The 17,143-nt window shown below is 63.0% G+C and carries 16 protein-coding genes and 1 riboswitch; of the genes, 10 read left to right on the forward strand and 6 right to left on the reverse strand.

Features of this window, described 5'->3' with window-relative positions; genetic code table 11:
- The first annotated feature begins 257 nt into the window (after positions 1-257).
- On the forward strand, positions 258-1,223 hold the full coding sequence (locus QFZ30_RS07700) for a methylenetetrahydrofolate reductase (RefSeq protein ID WP_307074957.1): 966 nt from the start codon (positions 258-260) through the stop codon (positions 1,221-1,223).
- A gap of 57 nt (positions 1,224-1,280) precedes the next feature.
- Positions 1,281-3,611, forward strand: coding sequence for a 5-methyltetrahydropteroyltriglutamate--homocysteine S-methyltransferase (metE, locus tag QFZ30_RS07705; protein WP_307074959.1), 2,331 nt, complete (start codon positions 1,281-1,283; stop codon positions 3,609-3,611).
- Positions 3,612-3,754: 143 nt separating this feature from the next.
- Here metE and QFZ30_RS07710 read toward each other — a convergent pair whose 3' ends face one another.
- A complete protein-coding gene (locus tag QFZ30_RS07710) occupies positions 3,755-4,261 on the reverse strand; it encodes a DUF2004 domain-containing protein (protein WP_307074961.1) in 507 nt (168 codons plus the stop codon).
- A 45-nt stretch (positions 4,262-4,306) separates the two neighbouring features.
- Complete coding sequence (locus QFZ30_RS07715) at positions 4,307-5,224, reverse strand: LysR family transcriptional regulator (protein WP_307074963.1); 918 nt, start codon at positions 5,222-5,224, stop codon at positions 4,307-4,309.
- A gap of 498 nt (positions 5,225-5,722) precedes the next feature.
- Between QFZ30_RS07715 and nrdH the strand changes: the two genes are divergently transcribed.
- The 4 genes from nrdH to nrdF all read left to right on the forward strand — a co-directional run bounded on the left by nrdH (position 5,723) and on the right by nrdF (position 9,809).
- Entirely contained in the window at positions 5,723-5,968 is a 246-nt protein-coding gene (nrdH, locus tag QFZ30_RS07720; protein WP_015937305.1) for a glutaredoxin-like protein NrdH, read from the forward strand.
- A 176-nt stretch (positions 5,969-6,144) separates the two neighbouring features.
- Complete coding sequence (gene nrdI / locus QFZ30_RS07725) at positions 6,145-6,549, forward strand: class Ib ribonucleoside-diphosphate reductase assembly flavoprotein NrdI (protein ID WP_307080129.1); 405 nt, start codon at positions 6,145-6,147, stop codon at positions 6,547-6,549.
- A 68-nt stretch (positions 6,550-6,617) separates the two neighbouring features.
- Positions 6,618-8,738, forward strand: coding sequence for a class 1b ribonucleoside-diphosphate reductase subunit alpha (gene nrdE, locus QFZ30_RS07730; protein ID WP_307080131.1), 2,121 nt, complete (start codon positions 6,618-6,620; stop codon positions 8,736-8,738).
- 96 nt (positions 8,739-8,834) lie between these two features.
- Complete coding sequence (nrdF, locus tag QFZ30_RS07735) at positions 8,835-9,809, forward strand: class 1b ribonucleoside-diphosphate reductase subunit beta (RefSeq protein ID WP_307074966.1); 975 nt, start codon at positions 8,835-8,837, stop codon at positions 9,807-9,809.
- A 241-nt stretch (positions 9,810-10,050) separates the two neighbouring features.
- Here nrdF and QFZ30_RS07740 read toward each other — a convergent pair whose 3' ends face one another.
- From QFZ30_RS07740 to QFZ30_RS07750, 3 genes are read right to left on the reverse strand one after another with little or no spacing between them, the layout of a single operon-like run.
- The gene (locus QFZ30_RS07740; protein ID WP_307074968.1) at positions 10,051-10,818 is read right to left on the reverse strand and encodes an SCO1664 family protein; all 768 of its coding nucleotides are present in this window, start codon (positions 10,816-10,818) and stop codon (positions 10,051-10,053) included.
- The gene (locus tag QFZ30_RS07745; protein ID WP_307074970.1) at positions 10,818-11,372 is read right to left on the reverse strand and encodes a DUF3090 domain-containing protein; all 555 of its coding nucleotides are present in this window, start codon (positions 11,370-11,372) and stop codon (positions 10,818-10,820) included. The genes QFZ30_RS07740 and QFZ30_RS07745 overlap by 1 nt, the downstream gene beginning before the upstream one ends.
- Positions 11,373-11,396: 24 nt before the next feature.
- A complete protein-coding gene (locus QFZ30_RS07750; protein WP_307074972.1) occupies positions 11,397-12,089 on the reverse strand; it encodes a histidine phosphatase family protein in 693 nt (230 codons plus the stop codon).
- A 541-nt stretch (positions 12,090-12,630) separates the two neighbouring features.
- Here QFZ30_RS07750 and QFZ30_RS07755 point away from each other — a divergent pair.
- The 4 genes from QFZ30_RS07755 to QFZ30_RS07770 all read left to right on the forward strand — a co-directional run bounded on the left by QFZ30_RS07755 (position 12,631) and on the right by QFZ30_RS07770 (position 15,974).
- Entirely contained in the window at positions 12,631-13,452 is an 822-nt protein-coding gene (locus QFZ30_RS07755; RefSeq protein WP_307074973.1) for an amino acid ABC transporter substrate-binding protein, read from the forward strand.
- A 36-nt stretch (positions 13,453-13,488) separates the two neighbouring features.
- Entirely contained in the window at positions 13,489-14,154 is a 666-nt protein-coding gene (locus tag QFZ30_RS07760; protein ID WP_307074975.1) for an amino acid ABC transporter permease, read from the forward strand.
- Positions 14,141-14,923 (forward strand): amino acid ABC transporter ATP-binding protein, encoded by a 783-nt coding sequence (locus QFZ30_RS07765; protein WP_307074977.1) that lies wholly within the window; start codon positions 14,141-14,143, stop codon positions 14,921-14,923. Before QFZ30_RS07760 ends, QFZ30_RS07765 begins: the two co-directional genes overlap by 14 nt.
- 73 nt (positions 14,924-14,996) lie before the next feature.
- On the forward strand, positions 14,997-15,974 hold the full coding sequence (locus QFZ30_RS07770; RefSeq protein ID WP_307074979.1) for a dienelactone hydrolase family protein: 978 nt from the start codon (positions 14,997-14,999) through the stop codon (positions 15,972-15,974).
- Positions 15,975-16,082: 108 nt separating this feature from the next.
- Here the strand turns inward: QFZ30_RS07770 and QFZ30_RS07775 are convergent, their stop codons facing one another.
- Complete coding sequence (locus QFZ30_RS07775; protein ID WP_307074982.1) at positions 16,083-16,856, reverse strand: LysM peptidoglycan-binding domain-containing protein; 774 nt, start codon at positions 16,854-16,856, stop codon at positions 16,083-16,085.
- A gap of 63 nt (positions 16,857-16,919) precedes the next feature.
- Positions 16,920-17,092: riboswitch (cyclic di-AMP (ydaO/yuaA leader) on the reverse strand.
- Positions 17,093-17,143 lie beyond the last annotated feature (51 nt).

Genomic DNA, 17,143 nt, shown 5'->3' on the forward strand with positions numbered 1-17,143 from the left:
CGACTTGAACGGTCTTCCCGCGGCTCATAGAGTTCAATACAAGTTACCGAGGTAACGTGTCAGCGATCCTCCGTTGGGAGGGTGTGGGTGCCCCCATGTGGGCCTGACATTTGCTCACGGACAACTGCATTTCAGGCGTAACAGTCGCGACTGCGTCCTTGTGTAGTTTTTCGTGTTCCCCAAACTCAATTCATTGCCGGTACCACTGTCACACCTGCTGACGGTTCGCCGCCAATGGCCCAAAGCCAAGGACGCAAATGTCACCACCAAGCCTTATCGACACCCATCCCAATCTCTCAGATGCCGCCCCGGTGGCGCTTTCCTATGAGCTCTTCCCGCCGCGTTCGCCGGCGGCTGCCGAGTCGCTCTGGAACACCATCCGGGAACTGGAAACCACTGACCCGGACTATGTCTCCGTCACGTACGGTGCCAGCGGCTCGAACCGGGACACCGCCGTCGAACTCATCAACCGGCTCCTGCTGGAGACAACCCTGCGGCCGCTGGCCCACCTGACCTGTGTCGGCAACACACCGGAGGAACTGGCAGAAATCATCGGCGACCTGCTGGACCACGGCGTCCGTGGCATCCTGGCGCTCCGCGGTGACCAGCCCAAGGACGGCGGCGAACCAGCGGCCGGCTCCCTGCGGTACGCGCAGGACCTGATCGAACTCATCCGCCGCGTCGAGCAGCGGCGTTCGGCGCTGTTGTGCGCCGGCAAGATCGCGGTGGGCGTGGCAGCGTATCCCACTCGGCACCCGGAATCGCCCAGCGAGGCGCACGACGTCGAGGTGCTGCTGGCCAAGCAGCGTTCCGGCGCCGACTTCGCCATCACTCAGGTCTTCTTCCATACAGAGCAGTACGCGGACCTGATCACCCGTGCCCGCCGCGCCGGTGTCACCATTCCCATCATTCCGGGCGTTATGCCGCTCACCAGCCTCCGCCGCGTCAGGCGGCTCGGCGAACTGACGGGCGTTGAGCCTGCTCCGGAACTCCTGGAGCTACTCGCCGCCGCGGACAGCGACGCCGAAAGCCTCCGCATCGGCGTCCGCGCCACGGTGGATCTGGCCAATGCCGCGCTCGAAGCCGGCGCGCCCGGCATCCACCTCTACACCTTCAACGAACACCAAAGCGCGCTGGAAGTGCTGGACAAACTCTCTCTTCCACGCCATTCACGCTCAGCCAGCCGCCGGAGCGCCATCGCCCGACGCCAGCTGGCCAGCTGAACCCCGGTCATTCGACAGACCCTCTGCAGCTTCCACCAACACTTCAAGGAATCTCCCATGACTGAACTGAACACGCCGTTTCCCGCTGCCTCGCTCCTCGGCTACCCGCGCATCGGCCGCCGCCGCGAACTGAAGAAGGCCGTTGAAGCCTACTGGGCCGGCAAGATCGACGCCGCCGCCCTTGATGCCGCCGCCAAGGAAATCCAGCTGGGCACCGCCAAGCGCCTCCAGGGCCTGGGCCTGACCGAAGCTGCCGCCGTTCCGGGCACCTTCTCCTACTATGACCAGGTGCTCGATGCCGCCGCGCACCTCGGTGCCGTGCCCGCACGCTTCGGCAACCTGCTCAACGCAGAGGGCCAGCTGGACATCGACGGATACTTCACCCTGGCCCGCGGCAACAAGGAACAGCAGCCGCTGGAAATGACCAAGTGGTTCGACACCAACTACCACTACCTCGTCCCGGAAATCGGCCCGGAGACCAACTTCGCGCTGACCTCCAACCGCGTCGTTGAAGAATTCGAATACGCGCTGGCCAACGGCGTGGAGACCCGCCCGTACATCGTGGGCCCGGTCACCTTCCTGCTCCTGAGCAAGGCTTCCGACGACGCACCCGCCGGATTCAGCCCGCTGTCCCGCCTCGAGGACGTCCTCCCGGTCTACACCGCGCTGCTGGAGAAGCTGGCCGCCGCTGGCGCCAGCTGGGTCCAGCTGGACGAACCCGCCCTGGTGGTGGACCAGGAGACCTCCGCCGCCGACATCCAGGCCGCCGTGGCCGGCAGCTACGAGGTCCTCGCAGCTGTTGCCAAGCGTCCCCAGCTGTTTGTCTCCACCCCGTACGGTGCCCTGAACGAGCAGTTCAGCATCCTTGCCGCTTCCGGCATCGACGCCCTGCACATCGACGCCTTCAAGGGCGCCGTTCCCGCGGCGGCCGAGCTGGCCGCCCTGGGCAACAAGACCCTGGTTGCCGGCGTGGTGGACGGACACAACATCTGGCGCAACGACCTGCAGGCCTCGGCTGACAGGATCGCCGAGCTGAAGAAGTCGGTGGCCAAGCTGGCCATCAGCACCTCCACCTCCACCCAGCACGTTCCGCACGACGTCGAGGAAGAGGTCCAGCTGTCCGAGCAGCTCCGCAGCTGGCTGGCGTTCGCCGACCAGAAGGCCGTTGAGGTTGTGACCCTCGCCGGTGTCCTGACCGACGCAGCCGCCGTGCAGCCGGCCATCGATGAGGCCACCCGCATCATCGCCAACCGCGCCGCCGCCGAAGGCGTGCAGCGCGCCGACGTCCGTGCCCGCACCGCGGCACTGACCCCGGCCGACTTCAACCGCTCCGAGTACTCGGTCCGCGAAGCCGCCCAGGAAGAGGCCCTGCACCTGCCGCCGCTGCCCACCACCACCATCGGCTCCTTCCCGCAGACCTCCGAAATCCGCTCCGCCCGTGCCCGCAACAACAAGGGCGACCTCACCAACGAGCAGTACGAGCAGCTCATGAAGGACGAGATCAAGCGCGTTGTGGAGCTGCAGGAGGAGCTGGGCTACGACGTCCTGGTGCACGGCGAGCCCGAGCGCAACGACATGGTCCAGTACTTCGCCGAGAACCTCGAAGGCTTCGACGTCACCGTGCACGGCTGGGTCCAGTCCTACGGCTCCCGCTGCACGCGCCCGTCCATCCTGTGGGGCGACGTCACCCGCAGCGCCCCCATCACGGTGGCCTGGGCCGAGTACGCCCAGTCCCTGACCAGCAAGCCGATGAAGGGCATGCTCACCGGTCCGGTCACCATCCTGGCCTGGTCCTTCGTCCGCGACGACCAGCCGCTGGGCGAGACCGCCAACCAGGTTGGCCTGGCACTGCGCGACGAGATCGCCGACCTCGAAGCCGCCGGCATCAAGGTCATCCAGGTGGACGAGCCCGCCCTGCGCGAGCTCCTGCCGCTGCGCAAGGCTGACCAGGCTGCCTACCTGGACTGGTCAGTGAACTCGTTCCGGCTGTCCACCGCCGGTGCCGGGGACGCCACCCAGATCCACACCCACCTGTGCTACTCCGAATTCGGCGCCATCATCGACGCCATCGACGGACTGGATGCTGACGTCACGTCCATCGAGGCCGCACGCTCACGCATGGAGGTTGTCCACGACCTCGAGTCCCACGGCTTCGGCCGCGGCGTTGGTCCGGGCGTCTACGACATCCACTCGCCGCGCGTCCCGGGCGAGCAGGAAGTCACGGAGCTGCTCAGCACCGCCGTCAAGCACGTGCCGTCCCGCCAGCTCTGGGTCAACCCGGACTGCGGCCTTAAGACCCGCGGCTACGCCGAGACCGAAGAGTCGCTGCGCAACCTCGTGTCGGCCACCAGGACGGTTCGCGCCGAACTGCTGGAAGCGGCCAAGTAACCACAGGGTCTGAATAAGAGAGCTCGCAGAGGCTCAAGGGTTGGTGCGGCCTGCCGCGCCAACCCTTGAGAAGCGAGCGAGCGAACGGGCGGCCGGTCACCCAGGTGACCGGCCGCCCGTCGGGCGTTAAAGGCTGGTGTCCTTCAGGACTCCCAGACGATTTCGTCGTCCACCACTCCGTCTTCGTCCGCCGAGGCGACCAGGACTTCGTCGGTGAAGTGCGAGCCAAGGGTGAAATCAAGGACGAAGTAGCGTTCCGGCTGGCCGGGGAAGATACCCACATGGCCGAGCTTGAGGGCTTTGAGGAACACGTCGTTGGTGAGCTGGCTGCGGTCTTCCACTCCGAAAACTTTCTGCAGGTGTTCGTCCTTAAGGGCGTTGCAGTGGAAATGCAGGTATTCCTGGGGGCTGGTGCCCTCTTGCTCCAGCTCTTCGGCGATCATTTCGCGGACCTCGTCCACGAGTTCAGGCAGGTAGCGCAACCGGTAGTCCACCTTGTGCATGGCGGCCTCATCAAAACGGTCATGCGCGTTGATGTTGAGGTCGAGTTCCAGCGTTTGGCCGCGCAGCTCATGTTTGGCGGCAATGTTGTGGTCCCTGCCGTGGTTGAGCTCGATCTCTCCAAAGTGCTGACTCGCTACCTTGTTCATACCTTCAACATAGACCCCATCAGCGGTGCATTCCAGCATTCGGGTTTAATTGCCTGCAGTGCCCAGGCCGGCCAGGGTTTCCGCCAGCAGATCTACAAACAGCTGCACCCGGGCGGTTTTCTTCTCGTTGATCAGCAGCGCGAACACGTTGCGGGCCAGCCTGATTTCCGGAACGTCCAGGACCACAACCCCGGCCGGCCGGTGGAGCAAGGCGAGTTCCGGGACCAGCGCGGCGCCCAGGCCTGCGGCCGCCATCTCCAGGCTGGCGTGGAAATCGTCGCTGTAGGCGACCACGCGCGGATGCAGGTTACAGCTGGCGAAGAGCCGTTCGATCACAATGGCGTCGCTGCTCGCGGGATGGTGCATGATCCATGGCATCTCGGATAGATGGTCGGCCGCCACTTTGGCATCGGTGCGGAAACCCCATCCAGCCGGCAGCACCACGCGGAAGTTGTCGTCACCGATCCACTGCCGGTTGATGGTGTGCGGCCATGCCAGGCCGGACTGTCCCACCTGGAAGACCAGCGCCACGTCAAGCTCCCCGCCGGTGCGCAGGCCCTGGATAGTCTGGGCGGGTTCAGCAACGGACACCCTGAGGTCGATGCCGAGGTCCTTCCATGCCGGGTTCTGCAGGATCCGCGGGAGGACATAGGTAGCCAGGCTGGGGAAGATGCCGAGCCGCAGTTCCTGGCTGGTGGTGTCGTGGGTCTTGGATGCCGCCGCCATCAGCGCTTCGATGTCCGTGAGCACCTTGGCAGCGTGCCTGGTCATCACCACGGCCGCTTCCGTGGGAACCACGCTCCGGGCGGAGCGCTGGAAGAGGACCACGCCGGTGTCGCGTTCCAGGGCAGTCATCTGCTGGGACACAGCGGACGCTGTGTACCCCAGCCGGGCGGCGGCGGCCGCGAACGAGCCCAGCCGCGTGACTTCCAGGAGTGTCTTCAGATGTACGGGATTTACCAACGCTGTCCTTCGGATCAGGGCCGGAGAACCCCGCGGTGTGCCGGGTCTGAAAGGCCCGCTTCATTCTGGCACAGGACGTGCGATTGATCACCCCGAGGGTTCTTCAAGATCGTTTCAGGGCCACTTTCAAGTGCCCGGCCACAAGGCGCGACACGCCGTCTACCAAGCGACACGCTGGGCTTTAATTGTGGCTAAGTACTCCACAGGGTGTGGATTTCGTCCTCAAAATCAGCTGAAATCCGGACATTTTGACGGACCTTGCCTGTGGATTAACGGTGCATTAAATGACATACTTGTAATACATCATCTTGGGGTTCCGAAGAGGCGTCTGCACTACATGTAGTATCTAGATACAGCTTGAGCGGGACACCAGCGCAGGACATCAAACTGTAGACGGGCCGCGGAGGCGGCATGCAGGCAAGGGCAGTACGGACATGGATTCCAGTTCGGAACGGCCCGCCTCAGAAGAGCGAAGATTCGATAAAGGGGACAGGGACCATGACCGTTACGGTTTACACAAAGCCGGCTTGTGTTCAGTGCAACGCAACGTACCGTGCGCTGGACAAAAAGGGCATCACCTACCAGAGCGTTGACATCTCACAGGATGCCGAGGCCTTGGATCGCCTGAAGGCGCTGGGCTACATGCAGGCCCCTGTTGTGGTTACCGACCAGGACCACTGGTCGGGCTTCCGCCCGGACAAGATCGAGGAACTGGCACTCTCTGCCGTTTCCTCCGTGGCCTAGGGCCTCCTTTTTCCTGCCGTCAGGCAACCTTCAATGCAGCTGAGGTGACTCCCGTGGCAGCACTGGCAGTGGCCGGGGCTTCCGTCGAAGCGAATGGTGACACTGCGAAGCACGTTGACGCGGCTCAGCGCGGCAATGAGGCTCCACTTGAGCCGGTCACCACGCAGAGCCAGCTCATTTATTTCTCCTCGGCATCCGAGAACACCAGCCGCTTTGTTGCGAAACTCGGCCGCGAATTGGCCCGGATCCCGCTCCATCCGAGGGACGCACCCCTTCTCGCCACCAGGCCGTATGTCCTGGTGCTGCCGACGTACGGCGGCACCGGGGGAGAAGGATCGGTGCCCAAACAGGTCATCCGCTTTCTGAACAACCCGCAGAACAGGAAACTGATCCGCGGCGTTATCGGTGCCGGCAACACAAATTTCGGGGACAACTACTGCATGGCGGGAGACATCATCGCTGCCAAATGCCAGGTACCCCACCTCTACCGCTTCGAACTCATGGGAACGCCGGAAGACGTTGCCCGGGTCAACCAAGGATTGGACAAGTTTTGGACACGACTGTCTCAGACACAGAAGTAACCAGGGCCGAAGGCCAGGGCAACCGCTCCGCTGCCGAAAAGCTGGGCGCCGCCGTCGAGAAGCCTGAAATGCCGGCTGCCTACAAGGGCCTGGGCTATCACGAACTCAACGCAATGCTTAACCTGTACGGCCCCAACGGCGAGATCCAGTTCGGCGCTGACCGCGAGGCTGCGCACCAGTACTTCCTGCAGCACGTGAACAACAACACCGTGTTCTTCCATGACCTGGAAGAGAAGCTCGACTACCTGGTGAAGAACCAGTACTACGAGCGTGAAACCCTCGACCAGTACACGATGAACTTCATCCGCGAGCTCTACAACCGCGCCTACAAGAAGAAGTTCCGCTTCGAGACTTTCCTGGGCGCGTTCAAGTTCTACACGTCCTACACACTGAAGACGTTCGACGGCAACCGCTTCCTGGAGCGCTACGAGGACCGCGTCTGCATGGTGGCCCTGCACCTTGCCCGCGGCGACGAGCAGCTCGCCCTGCAGATGGTGGACGAGATCATCGAGGGCCGTTTCCAGCCAGCCACCCCCACGTTCCTGAACGCCGGCAAGCGCCAGCGCGGCGAACTGGTTTCATGCTTCCTGCTCCGCATCGAAGACAACATGGAGTCAATCGGCCGTTCCATCAACTCCGCGCTGCAGCTCTCCAAGCGCGGCGGCGGCGTGGCGTTCGCGCTGACCAACATCCGCGAAGTCGGCGCCCCGATCAAGCAGATCGAGAACCAGTCCTCCGGCGTGATCCCGGTAATGAAGCTCCTTGAGGACAGCTTCTCCTACGCCAACCAGCTCGGAGCCCGCCAGGGTGCCGGTGCCGTGTACCTGCACGCGCACCACCCTGACATCTACCGGTTCCTGGACACCAAGCGTGAGAACGCGGACGAGAAGATCCGCATCAAGACCCTCTCACTCGGCGTTGTCATCCCGGACATCACGTTCGAGCTGGCCAAGAAGGACGAGGACATGTACCTGTTCTCGCCGTACGACGTCGAGCGCGTCTACGGCATGCCGTTCTCCGACGTCTCGGTCACCGAGAAGTACTACGAGATGGTGGACGATTCCCGGATCAAGAAGACCAAGATCAAGGCGCGTGAGTTCTTCCAGACCCTCGCCGAGATCCAGTTCGAATCCGGCTACCCGTACATCATGTTCGAGGACACCGTGAACCGGGCAAACCCGATCGACGGCAAGATCATCATGTCCAACCTGTGCTCCGAGATCCTCCAGGTCTCCCAGCCCACCACGTACAACGATGACCTGTCCTACGCTGAAACCGGCAAGGACATCTCCTGCAACCTTGGCTCGCTGAACATCGCCAAGACCATGGATTCGCCGGACTTCGGCCTGACCATCGAGACGGCCATCAGGTCGCTCTCGGCGGTTTCGGACATGTCCAACATCACGTCGGTGCCGTCCATCGCCAAGGGCAACGACCAGAGCCACGCCATTGGCCTTGGCCAGATGAACCTGCACGGCTACCTGGCCCGCGAGCGGGTCCACTACGGTTCCGAAGAGGGCCTGGACTTCACCAACATCTACTTCTACTCGGTGGTGTACCACGCCGTCCGCGCCTCCAATATGCTGGCCATCCAGACCGGCCAGACGTTCGGCGGCTTCGAGAAGTCCAAGTATGCCTCGGGCGAGTTCTTCGACAAGTACACGGAGCAGGAATGGGTCCCGCAGACCGAGAAGGTCGCGGAGCTGTTCAAGAACATCCACATCCCCACGCAGGATGACTGGCGCGAGCTGAAGGCTTCCGTTATGGAGCACGGCATCTACAACCAGAACCTGCAGGCCGTTCCGCCGACGGGCTCGATCTCCTACATCAACAACTCCACCTCCTCGATCCACCCGGTGGCGTCCAAGATCGAGATCCGCAAGGAAGGCAAGCTCGGCCGCGTGTACTACCCGGCGCCGTACCTCACCAACGACAACCTGGAGTACTACCAGGACGCGTACGAGATCGGTTACGAGAAGGTCATCGACACCTACGCTGCTGCCACCCAGCACGTGGACCAGGGCCTGTCCCTGACGCTGTTCTTCAAGGACACCGCCACCACCCGCGACATCAACAAGGCGCAGATCTACGCGTGGCGCAAGGGCATCAAAACCATCTACTACATCCGTCTCCGCCAGCTCGCGCTGGAAGGGACTGAGGTGGAGGGTTGTGTTTCTTGTATGCTTTAGTTGTAACTTCAACTAAACAGTGACAGTACGACGGCGGGCGCCCGCCCGCCGTCGTACGCTTAACTTCAAAGAACAACCCAACGTTTAGGGGATGACATGACCGAGAAGGTCAAGCTGCTTAGCCACGTCGAGGCCATCAACTGGAACCGCATCCAGGACGATAAGGACGTGGATGTCTGGAACCGCCTGGTCAACAACTTCTGGCTGCCGGAGAAGGTGCCGCTGTCCAACGATGTCCAGTCGTGGGCAACGCTCACCCCGGATGAGCAGCAGCTCACCATGCGCGTGTTCACCGGCCTGACCCTGCTGGACACCATCCAGGGCACGGTTGGCGCTGTTTCTTTGATTCCGGATGCGCTCACGCCGCATGAGGAGGCCGTGTACACGAACATTGCGTTCATGGAGTCGGTGCACGCCAAGAGCTATTCCTCGATCTTCTCCACCCTGTGCTCCACCAAGGAGATCGACGAGGCGTTCCGCTGGTCCACCGAGAACGAGAACCTTCAGAAGAAGGCCCAGATCGTCATGGACTACTACCAGGGCGACGATCCCCTGAAGCGCAAGGTGGCCTCCACGCTGTTGGAGAGCTTCCTGTTCTACTCGGGCTTCTACCTGCCCATGTACTGGTCCTCACGGGCCAAGCTGACGAACACGGCTGACCTAATCCGCCTGATCATCCGCGACGAAGCCGTGCACGGCTACTACATCGGCTACAAGTTCCAGAAAGGCCTGGAGGGTCTGTCCGAGGAGCGCAAGCAGGAGATCAAGGACTACACGTTCGAACTGCTCTTCGAGCTGTACGAAAACGAGGTCCAGTACACGCATGACCTGTACGACTCCGTTGGCCTGGCCGAGGACGTCAAGAAGTTCCTGCACTACAACGCCAACAAGGCCCTGATGAACCTGGGCTACGAGGCCATGTTCCCGGCCTCTGTCACCGACGTGAACCCGGCCATCCTCTCCGCGCTGTCGCCCAACGCCGACGAGAACCACGACTTCTTCTCCGGGTCGGGTTCCTCTTACGTTATTGGCAAGGCCGTCAATACTGAGGATGACGACTGGGACTTCTAGGTTGTTGTTCATCAACGCCCGGTGGTTCCCATCAGCACGGCATCCTCATTGGTGCCGGTATGAACTCCGCCGTCCTCGGAAATGTGGCCGCTGACGCGCAGCGGTACTGCCAAACCCGGTTCCTGTGCGAGAAGTATGGGTTGCCGCTGCCGGCCGCGCTCGCAACCGATTCAGATGACGAGCCTTCGCGGAGGCCCCTTAGGCAAGGGCAGTATCAGCGAAGCCGGTAGCCGTGATTCCCTCAGAACAGCGGCCAGGGCACGGCCGACATCTGACCGCTCGGAGCCGGGAACCGACCCGCCAAGCGCAACCGGGCGCAACGCGCGGCGACCGACGCAATTTCTTCGGCGCTGAGCAAGTCCGCCAGGTTTCGGCCCAGCTCACCGCGCAGTCCTTCGCTGACACGATCGATGCCGTCGCGTTCCTCGGCAGTCAGAGCGTCTCCCAGCCACCCCCACAGCACCGTGCGCAGCTTGTGGTCACGGTGGAAGGTGAGCCCATGATCCACGCCGTGCCGGTGTCCGTCTGACATGGCAAGGATGTGATCGCCTTTGCGGTCGGCGTTGTTCACGACGGCGTCGAATACCGCCATGCGCCTGAGCGCCGGAGAGTCCTCGTGTATGAGGGCGACCATCCGTCCGTTCTCATCCTGACCCTCGAGGACGTGTTTCCAACCAATCTCTGGTACGTCGTCCGACGCAACGAGGTCAACCGCGTTCTGGTCGGGGTCTGTCTCCTGCCACAGCTGCACCATCCCTTCGCCGAACGGACCATCGCGCAGCCAGGTGCATGGCACCACGTTCCAGCCGAGGACCTCCGAGACCAGGTAGGCGGCAACCTCCCGGTGAGCAAGGAAGCCGTTGGGAAAATCCCACAGCGGTTGCTCCCCGGCTATCGGCTTATAGACGACCGTCGTGTGGCCGATGCTGCCCAGGAAGGTGGCGTTCGACGCCGCCGTAATGCGCCCAGTGAGCGTCAGCTCGGCCGTCAACAGGTCTGGCGCCGGCATCAGACCTCGGGAAGAGTGCAGACGTGCCCGTCGGCGTCTACGGGGTAACCGCAGAGCGGGCATGCGGGACGCCCGGCGCCCACAACCTCACGGGTTCGCTTGGCGAATGCGCGGGCGGTGCCAACCGGCATCCGCACCAGCAGCATTTCGGGCACGTCAGCGTCGTCCTCATCAAGGGATTCGTCGTTGTTATCAGGGTCGACATCGGTGATTGGGTAGGCTTCTATCACGACCTGCGCCGTCGTCGGGTCCCAGCCTAGGCTCATGGCGCCGGTCCGAAACTGCTCCTGAACGGCCTCGAGCTGGTCATTGTCGACGAGTTCGATGGGAGTACTGGCGGGAACGCTGTGGGGGTTGCCCTCGACGGTGAGAAGCTGGTCGAGAATTTCGTCGATTTTGTCGGCGAGCAGAGCGGACTGCTGCTTCTCCAAGGCGATACTTACGATTTGAGTCCCTGTGCGCACCTGCAGATAGAACGTGCGCGCCCCCGGGAGTCCAATGGTGCCGACGACGACCCGATCAGGCCAGGCGAATTCGTGAACACGTGTAGGCATATGAGTATTTTAGGCATATGAGCTTCATGGCGCCTTCTGCCCTGCACCGCCGCCCACCGGCGCATCGCCAGAGTGGAGTGCGTTCGTCAGCCACGACAGATCTCCCGCGTCGGTGTTGGTCGCGTAAACGCTCGGCCGACTAGAACCGTAGCGCACGATCGATACGGAGGCGGGGCCCACGTTAATCCGCTGGAATAGGTCAAGGTGCATGCCGAGCGCGTCGGCGAGGATTGATTTGATGATGTCACCGTGACTCACCGCCACCCACACGGCTCCTTGTCCGTACTCGGCTTCGAAGGCTGCGTCGTGGCGTCGAATCGCTGCTACCGCCCGAGCCTGCATCGCGGCCATAGATTCACCGCCGGGAAAAGTGACGGCGGACGGCTGCGACTGCACAACCGGCCACAAATCCTCGGTCGCGAGATCACTGAGCGTGCGGCCCTGCCACTGACCGTAATCGCACTCGGTGAGATCGGGATCGACCGGCGCATACGGATTGCCAGCCTGACGATCGAGGATGAACTGGGCGGTCTGCTGACAACGCTCTAGAGGGCTCGATACCACCCCAGCTAAGGGCACGACCGCGAGTCGGTCTCCCGTCAAAGCCGCCTGCTCGCGCCCGATCTGGTCCAGGCTGACGCCAGCGGCCCGACCAGCCAACAGTCCAGTGGCATTGGCTGTGGTGCGGCCGTGCCGCACGAGAAGAACTGTCGCCATCCACCTAGCCTAACCACCCGCTCGACGGCAGTGTTTACCGACACCTTTGGAAATTTGCCGGCCACGTCACCACTATCGGTGTATCAAAGGGCATCGGGTGATACACAACTAAGAAGGCCAAGAAGGTATTACGGGCAAAGCCTGGCCCGGGCACGTCGAACGGCGTCGAAGAGACTTGGGGTTCAGCCGGCAAACCTGGAAGGGGCTATCGTCCTATTGGCGACCACCACGTCGCCAATGCTGCCCAAGAAGGTAGCCGTCGTGATGAGGCCAGTGAGTCAGCTCGTCGGAACAGGCTGGGGGATCTTCGGACTGTGGATCAAATGGCTGCTTCTGAGTATCATCACGCTGGGCATCTATACGTTCTGGGTCTACCCCCGGCTGATGCAGTGGAAGGTTGAAAAAAACCTTCTACGCGTAGGAAGAAACGGCCCTGCATCCAGAGGGGTGCAAGGCTTTTCGTTGTGCTAGCGTCGGTGGTGGACTGCCGGCACGCGGTGCAGCCGGCTGGACCCTTCCGCTTACAGGACGAAGGACCATCATGAAGCGCACACGCCTTTCGGCTATCGGTCTCATTGCAGCTGCGGCACTCGCGTTGGCCGGCTGCGGGTCCGGCTCGACCACACCGACAGGCTCGGCCCCCGCGGGCGGCCCTGACACCTCCCTCAGTGACGTCAAGAGCGCCGGCGAGCTCAAGATCGGCACCGAGGGCACGTACAAACCCTTCTCCTTCCATGCTGACGGCAGCGGTGAACTCACCGGCTATGACGTGGAGATCATCAAAGCCATCGCCGACAAGCTCGGCGTCAAGGCGTCCTTCCAGGAAACGCAGTTCGATGCCATCTTCGCCGGCCTTGACGCGAAGAGATTCGACGTCGTCGCCAATCAGGTTTCGATTACTGACGAACGCAAGGCGAAGTACGAATTCTCCGCCCCGTACACGGTGAGCACGGGCGTCGTCGTGACGAAGGCAGACGAGAACAGCATCACCTCTTTCGACAGCCTCAAAGGCAAGACCACCGCGCAATCACTGACGAGCAACTGGTACAAGCTGGCGCAGGAAAGCGGCGCCAATGTCGAGGCCGTGGAGGGGTGGGCGCAGGCGGTAACGCTGCTGAAGCAGGGGCGCGTCGATGCAACCATCAACGACAAACTGACGTACCTGGACTATCAAAAAGCCGCGAAGGACACCGACATCAAGATTGCCGCGGAGACCACGGACAAGTCGCTCAGCGCCTTCGCGTTCCGCAAGGGCGCCACTAGTCTGGCCGAGGCTGTGAACACCGCCCTCACCGAGCTGCAGGCCGACGGCACTCTCACCAAGATCTCCCAGAAATACTTCGACGCGGACGTCACGAAATAGTGGTGTGGCGGCCCTCCACGAACCCTTCGGCAGACTATGACAATTAACTGGGAGCTTGTTTGGAGCTCGCTGGGGCCCATTCTGATGGGCGCGATCACCGGCACCATTCCACTGGCACTGGCGTCGTTCGGCCTTGGACTGCTGCTTGCCCTGCTGATAGCCCTGATGCGGCTAAGCCGCAATCCCGTCTTCGCCGCCGTCGCGCGGATGTACATCTCAGTCATCCGCGGCACGCCCCTCCTGGTCCAGTTGTTCGTCATCTTCTACGGGCTCCCTTCGATCGGAATAACGATCAGCCCGTGGCCCAGCGCCATCATTGCGTTCTCACTCAATGTGGGCGGATACGCCGCGGAGGTCATCCGGGCGGCTATTTTGTCGGTTCCCAAGGGGCAGTGGGAGGCCGGACATACCATCGGCATGTCCAGGCGCCAGTCGCTGGTGAGGATCATCCTGCCGCAGGCAGCGCGGGTCTCTGTCCCGCCCCTGTCCAACACCTTCATCAGCCTGGTCAAGGACACGTCGCTGGCTTCGCTGATCCTCGTTACCGAGCTGTTCCGCCAGGCGCAGCAGGTGGCGGCCTTCAGCCAGGAATTCATGCTGCTGTATCTGGAGGCAGCCGTCATCTACTGGATCGTCTGCCTGGTCCTCGCTGGCGGACAGTCGGTCCTGGAAAAGAGATTGGACCGTTATGTCGCGCACTGAATCCACGCCTGCGGAGGCCGCCTTACTGACAGTACGAGGATTGCGCAAGGCATTCGGACAGCATGAGGTTCTCAAATCCATCGACCTGGACGTCAGCCGGGGTGAGGTCCTGACCTTGATCGGGCCCTCCGGATCGGGCAAGACGACTGTCTTGAGATGCCTCAACGGGCTGGAAGTACCCGACGCCGGCATGGTGGACGTCGTGGGCCAACTCGCCGTCGACTTTTCCGCGCCGGTGTCAAAGAAGCAGCTCGCCGCTTTAAGGGACCGCAGTGCCATGGTTTTCCAGCACTACAATCTTTTCCCCCACAAGACCGTCCTCGAAAACGTCATCGAAGGCCCGGTCCAAGTGCAGAAGCGGCCAAAGGCAGAAGCAATCAAGGAGGCACGGGAGTTACTGGCTCGCGTCGGGCTGGCCGAGAAGGACAACAGCTATCCCTTTGAGCTCTCCGGTGGGCAGCAGCAGCGTGTAGGTATTGTGCGTGCGCTGGCCCTGCGTCCGCAGCTTTTGCTCTTTGACGAGCCGACGTCGGCGTTGGACCCGGAGTTGGTGGGTGACGTCCTGACGGTCATCAAGGAATTGGCGGACGAAGGCTGGACCATGGTGGTGGTCACCCACGAGCTCGCGTTCGCCCGCCAGGTTGCCGACGAAGTTATCTTTATGGATGGCGGCGTCGTCGTTGAACGCGGCCACCCGGACATCGTGCTGCGCGACCCGCGGGAGGAACGCACCCGGCAGTTTGTGGACCGGCTGTTGAATCCGTTCTAGCCGGCCTGGGCGCGCCGCGCCCTTGTAGGATGACGGCCTTCGGAGGAGGATTGGCACACTCCAGGAGGACGACATGACCCAACTTGGCAAGTTTGAGAAATACCTGATCGAGGAATTCTTCGACGATTACCGCGCCGGTGCAATGTCCCAGCGGACGTTTACGCGCCGGGTGGCGTTTATCACCGGCAGCATGGCGGCGGCAGCGGCCGCGATGCTCCTGGTCGGCTGCACCCCGGAGGAAGTCCCGCGCGGCACCGACCCCATGCCCACTCCTACACCGACTTCGTCTGCGGGCACGCCGGGCGGTGATGGTGGCGGCGCAGTACCTGGCGCAAAGAGTCCACTTTCAGTTCCTGAGGGCGCCGCAGGGCTCACGACGGCGACAGTGCGGTTCCCCTCGAGTGGAACCGAGATCAGCGGTTATCTGGCCCGGCCAGAGACGGGCGCGGCCGGGCCCGCCGTGCTGGTCTGCCATGAAAACCGTGGGCTGACCCCGCATATCCAGGACGTGGCCCGGCGCTTCGCGAAGGCCGGATATGCAGCCTTGGCGCTGGATCTGCTAAGCAGGGAGGGCGGCACAGCCAGCCTGGACACGGACGCCGTCTCTGGAGCACTGACCCGGGCCGGAGCCCAGCGCCATGTCTCCGACTTCGCGGCGGCTTTCGACTACCTCCAGTCACAGGACTTCGTGGACCCGGAGCGGATCGCCATGAACGGTTACTGCTTTGGCGGCGGCATCACCTGGCAGGCGGCCACTGAGCTGTCAGGGCTGAAGGCCACAGCAGCGTTCTATGGACCCGCTCCCGACCTGGACAAGGTTCCGGCCATCAAAGCCGCGGCGTTTGGTGTCTATGCCGAACTCGACCAGCGGATAACCAGCGCCATGCCGGCGCTCAAGGATGCGCTGGCCGCCAATAACGTCCGCCACCAACTCACCGTGTATCCCGGCGTCGACCACGCGTTCCACAACGACACAGGCGAGCGGTACAACGAGGCGCAGGCCACCGCTGCCTGGAACGACACGCTGGCCTGGTTCGGTCGGCACGTCTAAGGCGTTGCCGGGTTTGGCTTCCAAGCAGGCCAGAAAGTCATACGGCAGGAGCCGGCGGCGGAGGCGGCGGGCGGTTGTATCCCGTCCGCCGCCCCTGCGCCGAAGGGATTACGCGACTCGGACGAAGGACGCGCCCTTGAGCCAGCTGAGGGAGTGGACTTCGGTCTTGTAACCGTCCACGCCGCCACTGACAACCTGGCCGTTGCCGGCGAAGACGCCCACGTGGCCGGCTGTGATGACCAGGTCACCGGGGGCCGGGGCGCCGGTCACGGTGCCGTACTGGAAGAACTGGCCAGGCGCTAGGTCTCCCACGCTCTTGCCTACGGAGCGGAGCGCCTTCTCTACCATGGCCGTGCAGTCCTGCTGCACGCCGACCTGCGAATAGGCGGACCCGAGGATGGCCGCGCCGGCTGAACCGGACGGAGCCTGGGCCGGGGCTGGGGCAGATGCCAGCTTGATGCCAGTGTTGGTCGGAGCAGCGGGAGCTGCCGCGGCCCTCGCAGCCGGTGCCGGTGCTGGGGCTGGCGTGGCCGTCCCTGCCCCGGGGATCCGGATCTGGTTGCCCGGGTAGATGATCGAGGACACGGACAATCCATTGGCGGACAGTACGGAATTCAGTGCTACACCGTAGCGGGCCGAAATTGCGCCCAACGTGTCGCCTGAAACGACGGTGTGGACTTTGGCCGCGGCCGGTGCCGGTGCAACAGCGGCCGGAGCCGGAGCGCTGGCCTGGCCCTGAACGTTGACAGTCCCGGAATTATCGGGACCATGGACGCCGGCCTGCGCAGGGGTACCGACGCTGAAGAGCAGGCCGGATGCGGCAACAGCCACTATGGCCGGCCGGCCGAATGTCAGGGCGCGGGCCTTGGCCGTTGACGACATGCTTGCAATAGAGCGGGCAGGAACCGCACGATGGCGTGCGGCAGTTGATTTTTTTGACACGGGTATTCGCCTCTCCCATGCCTGCGGGGTGAGCTGTCGGGTTCGGGTCGGAGACACCCGGCCGGAAACGCCTCCGTGCAGGACGGAGCGTTGCCGACTTAACCCCAAGGCCTTCTTGCGACGGCCGTGGAAACGTGGTTCCCCCGTCCCTGCCAGTTGGAAAGCGACTGGATCCCGGTCAGCGGCAGGGCTCGGCATACTGACGGGAATGTCCCGGCTGGAACCGG

This window comes from Arthrobacter pascens (assembly GCF_030815585.1).
In the GTDB taxonomy this organism is placed as follows: Bacteria; Actinomycetota; Actinomycetes; order Actinomycetales; family Micrococcaceae; genus Arthrobacter; species Arthrobacter pascens_A.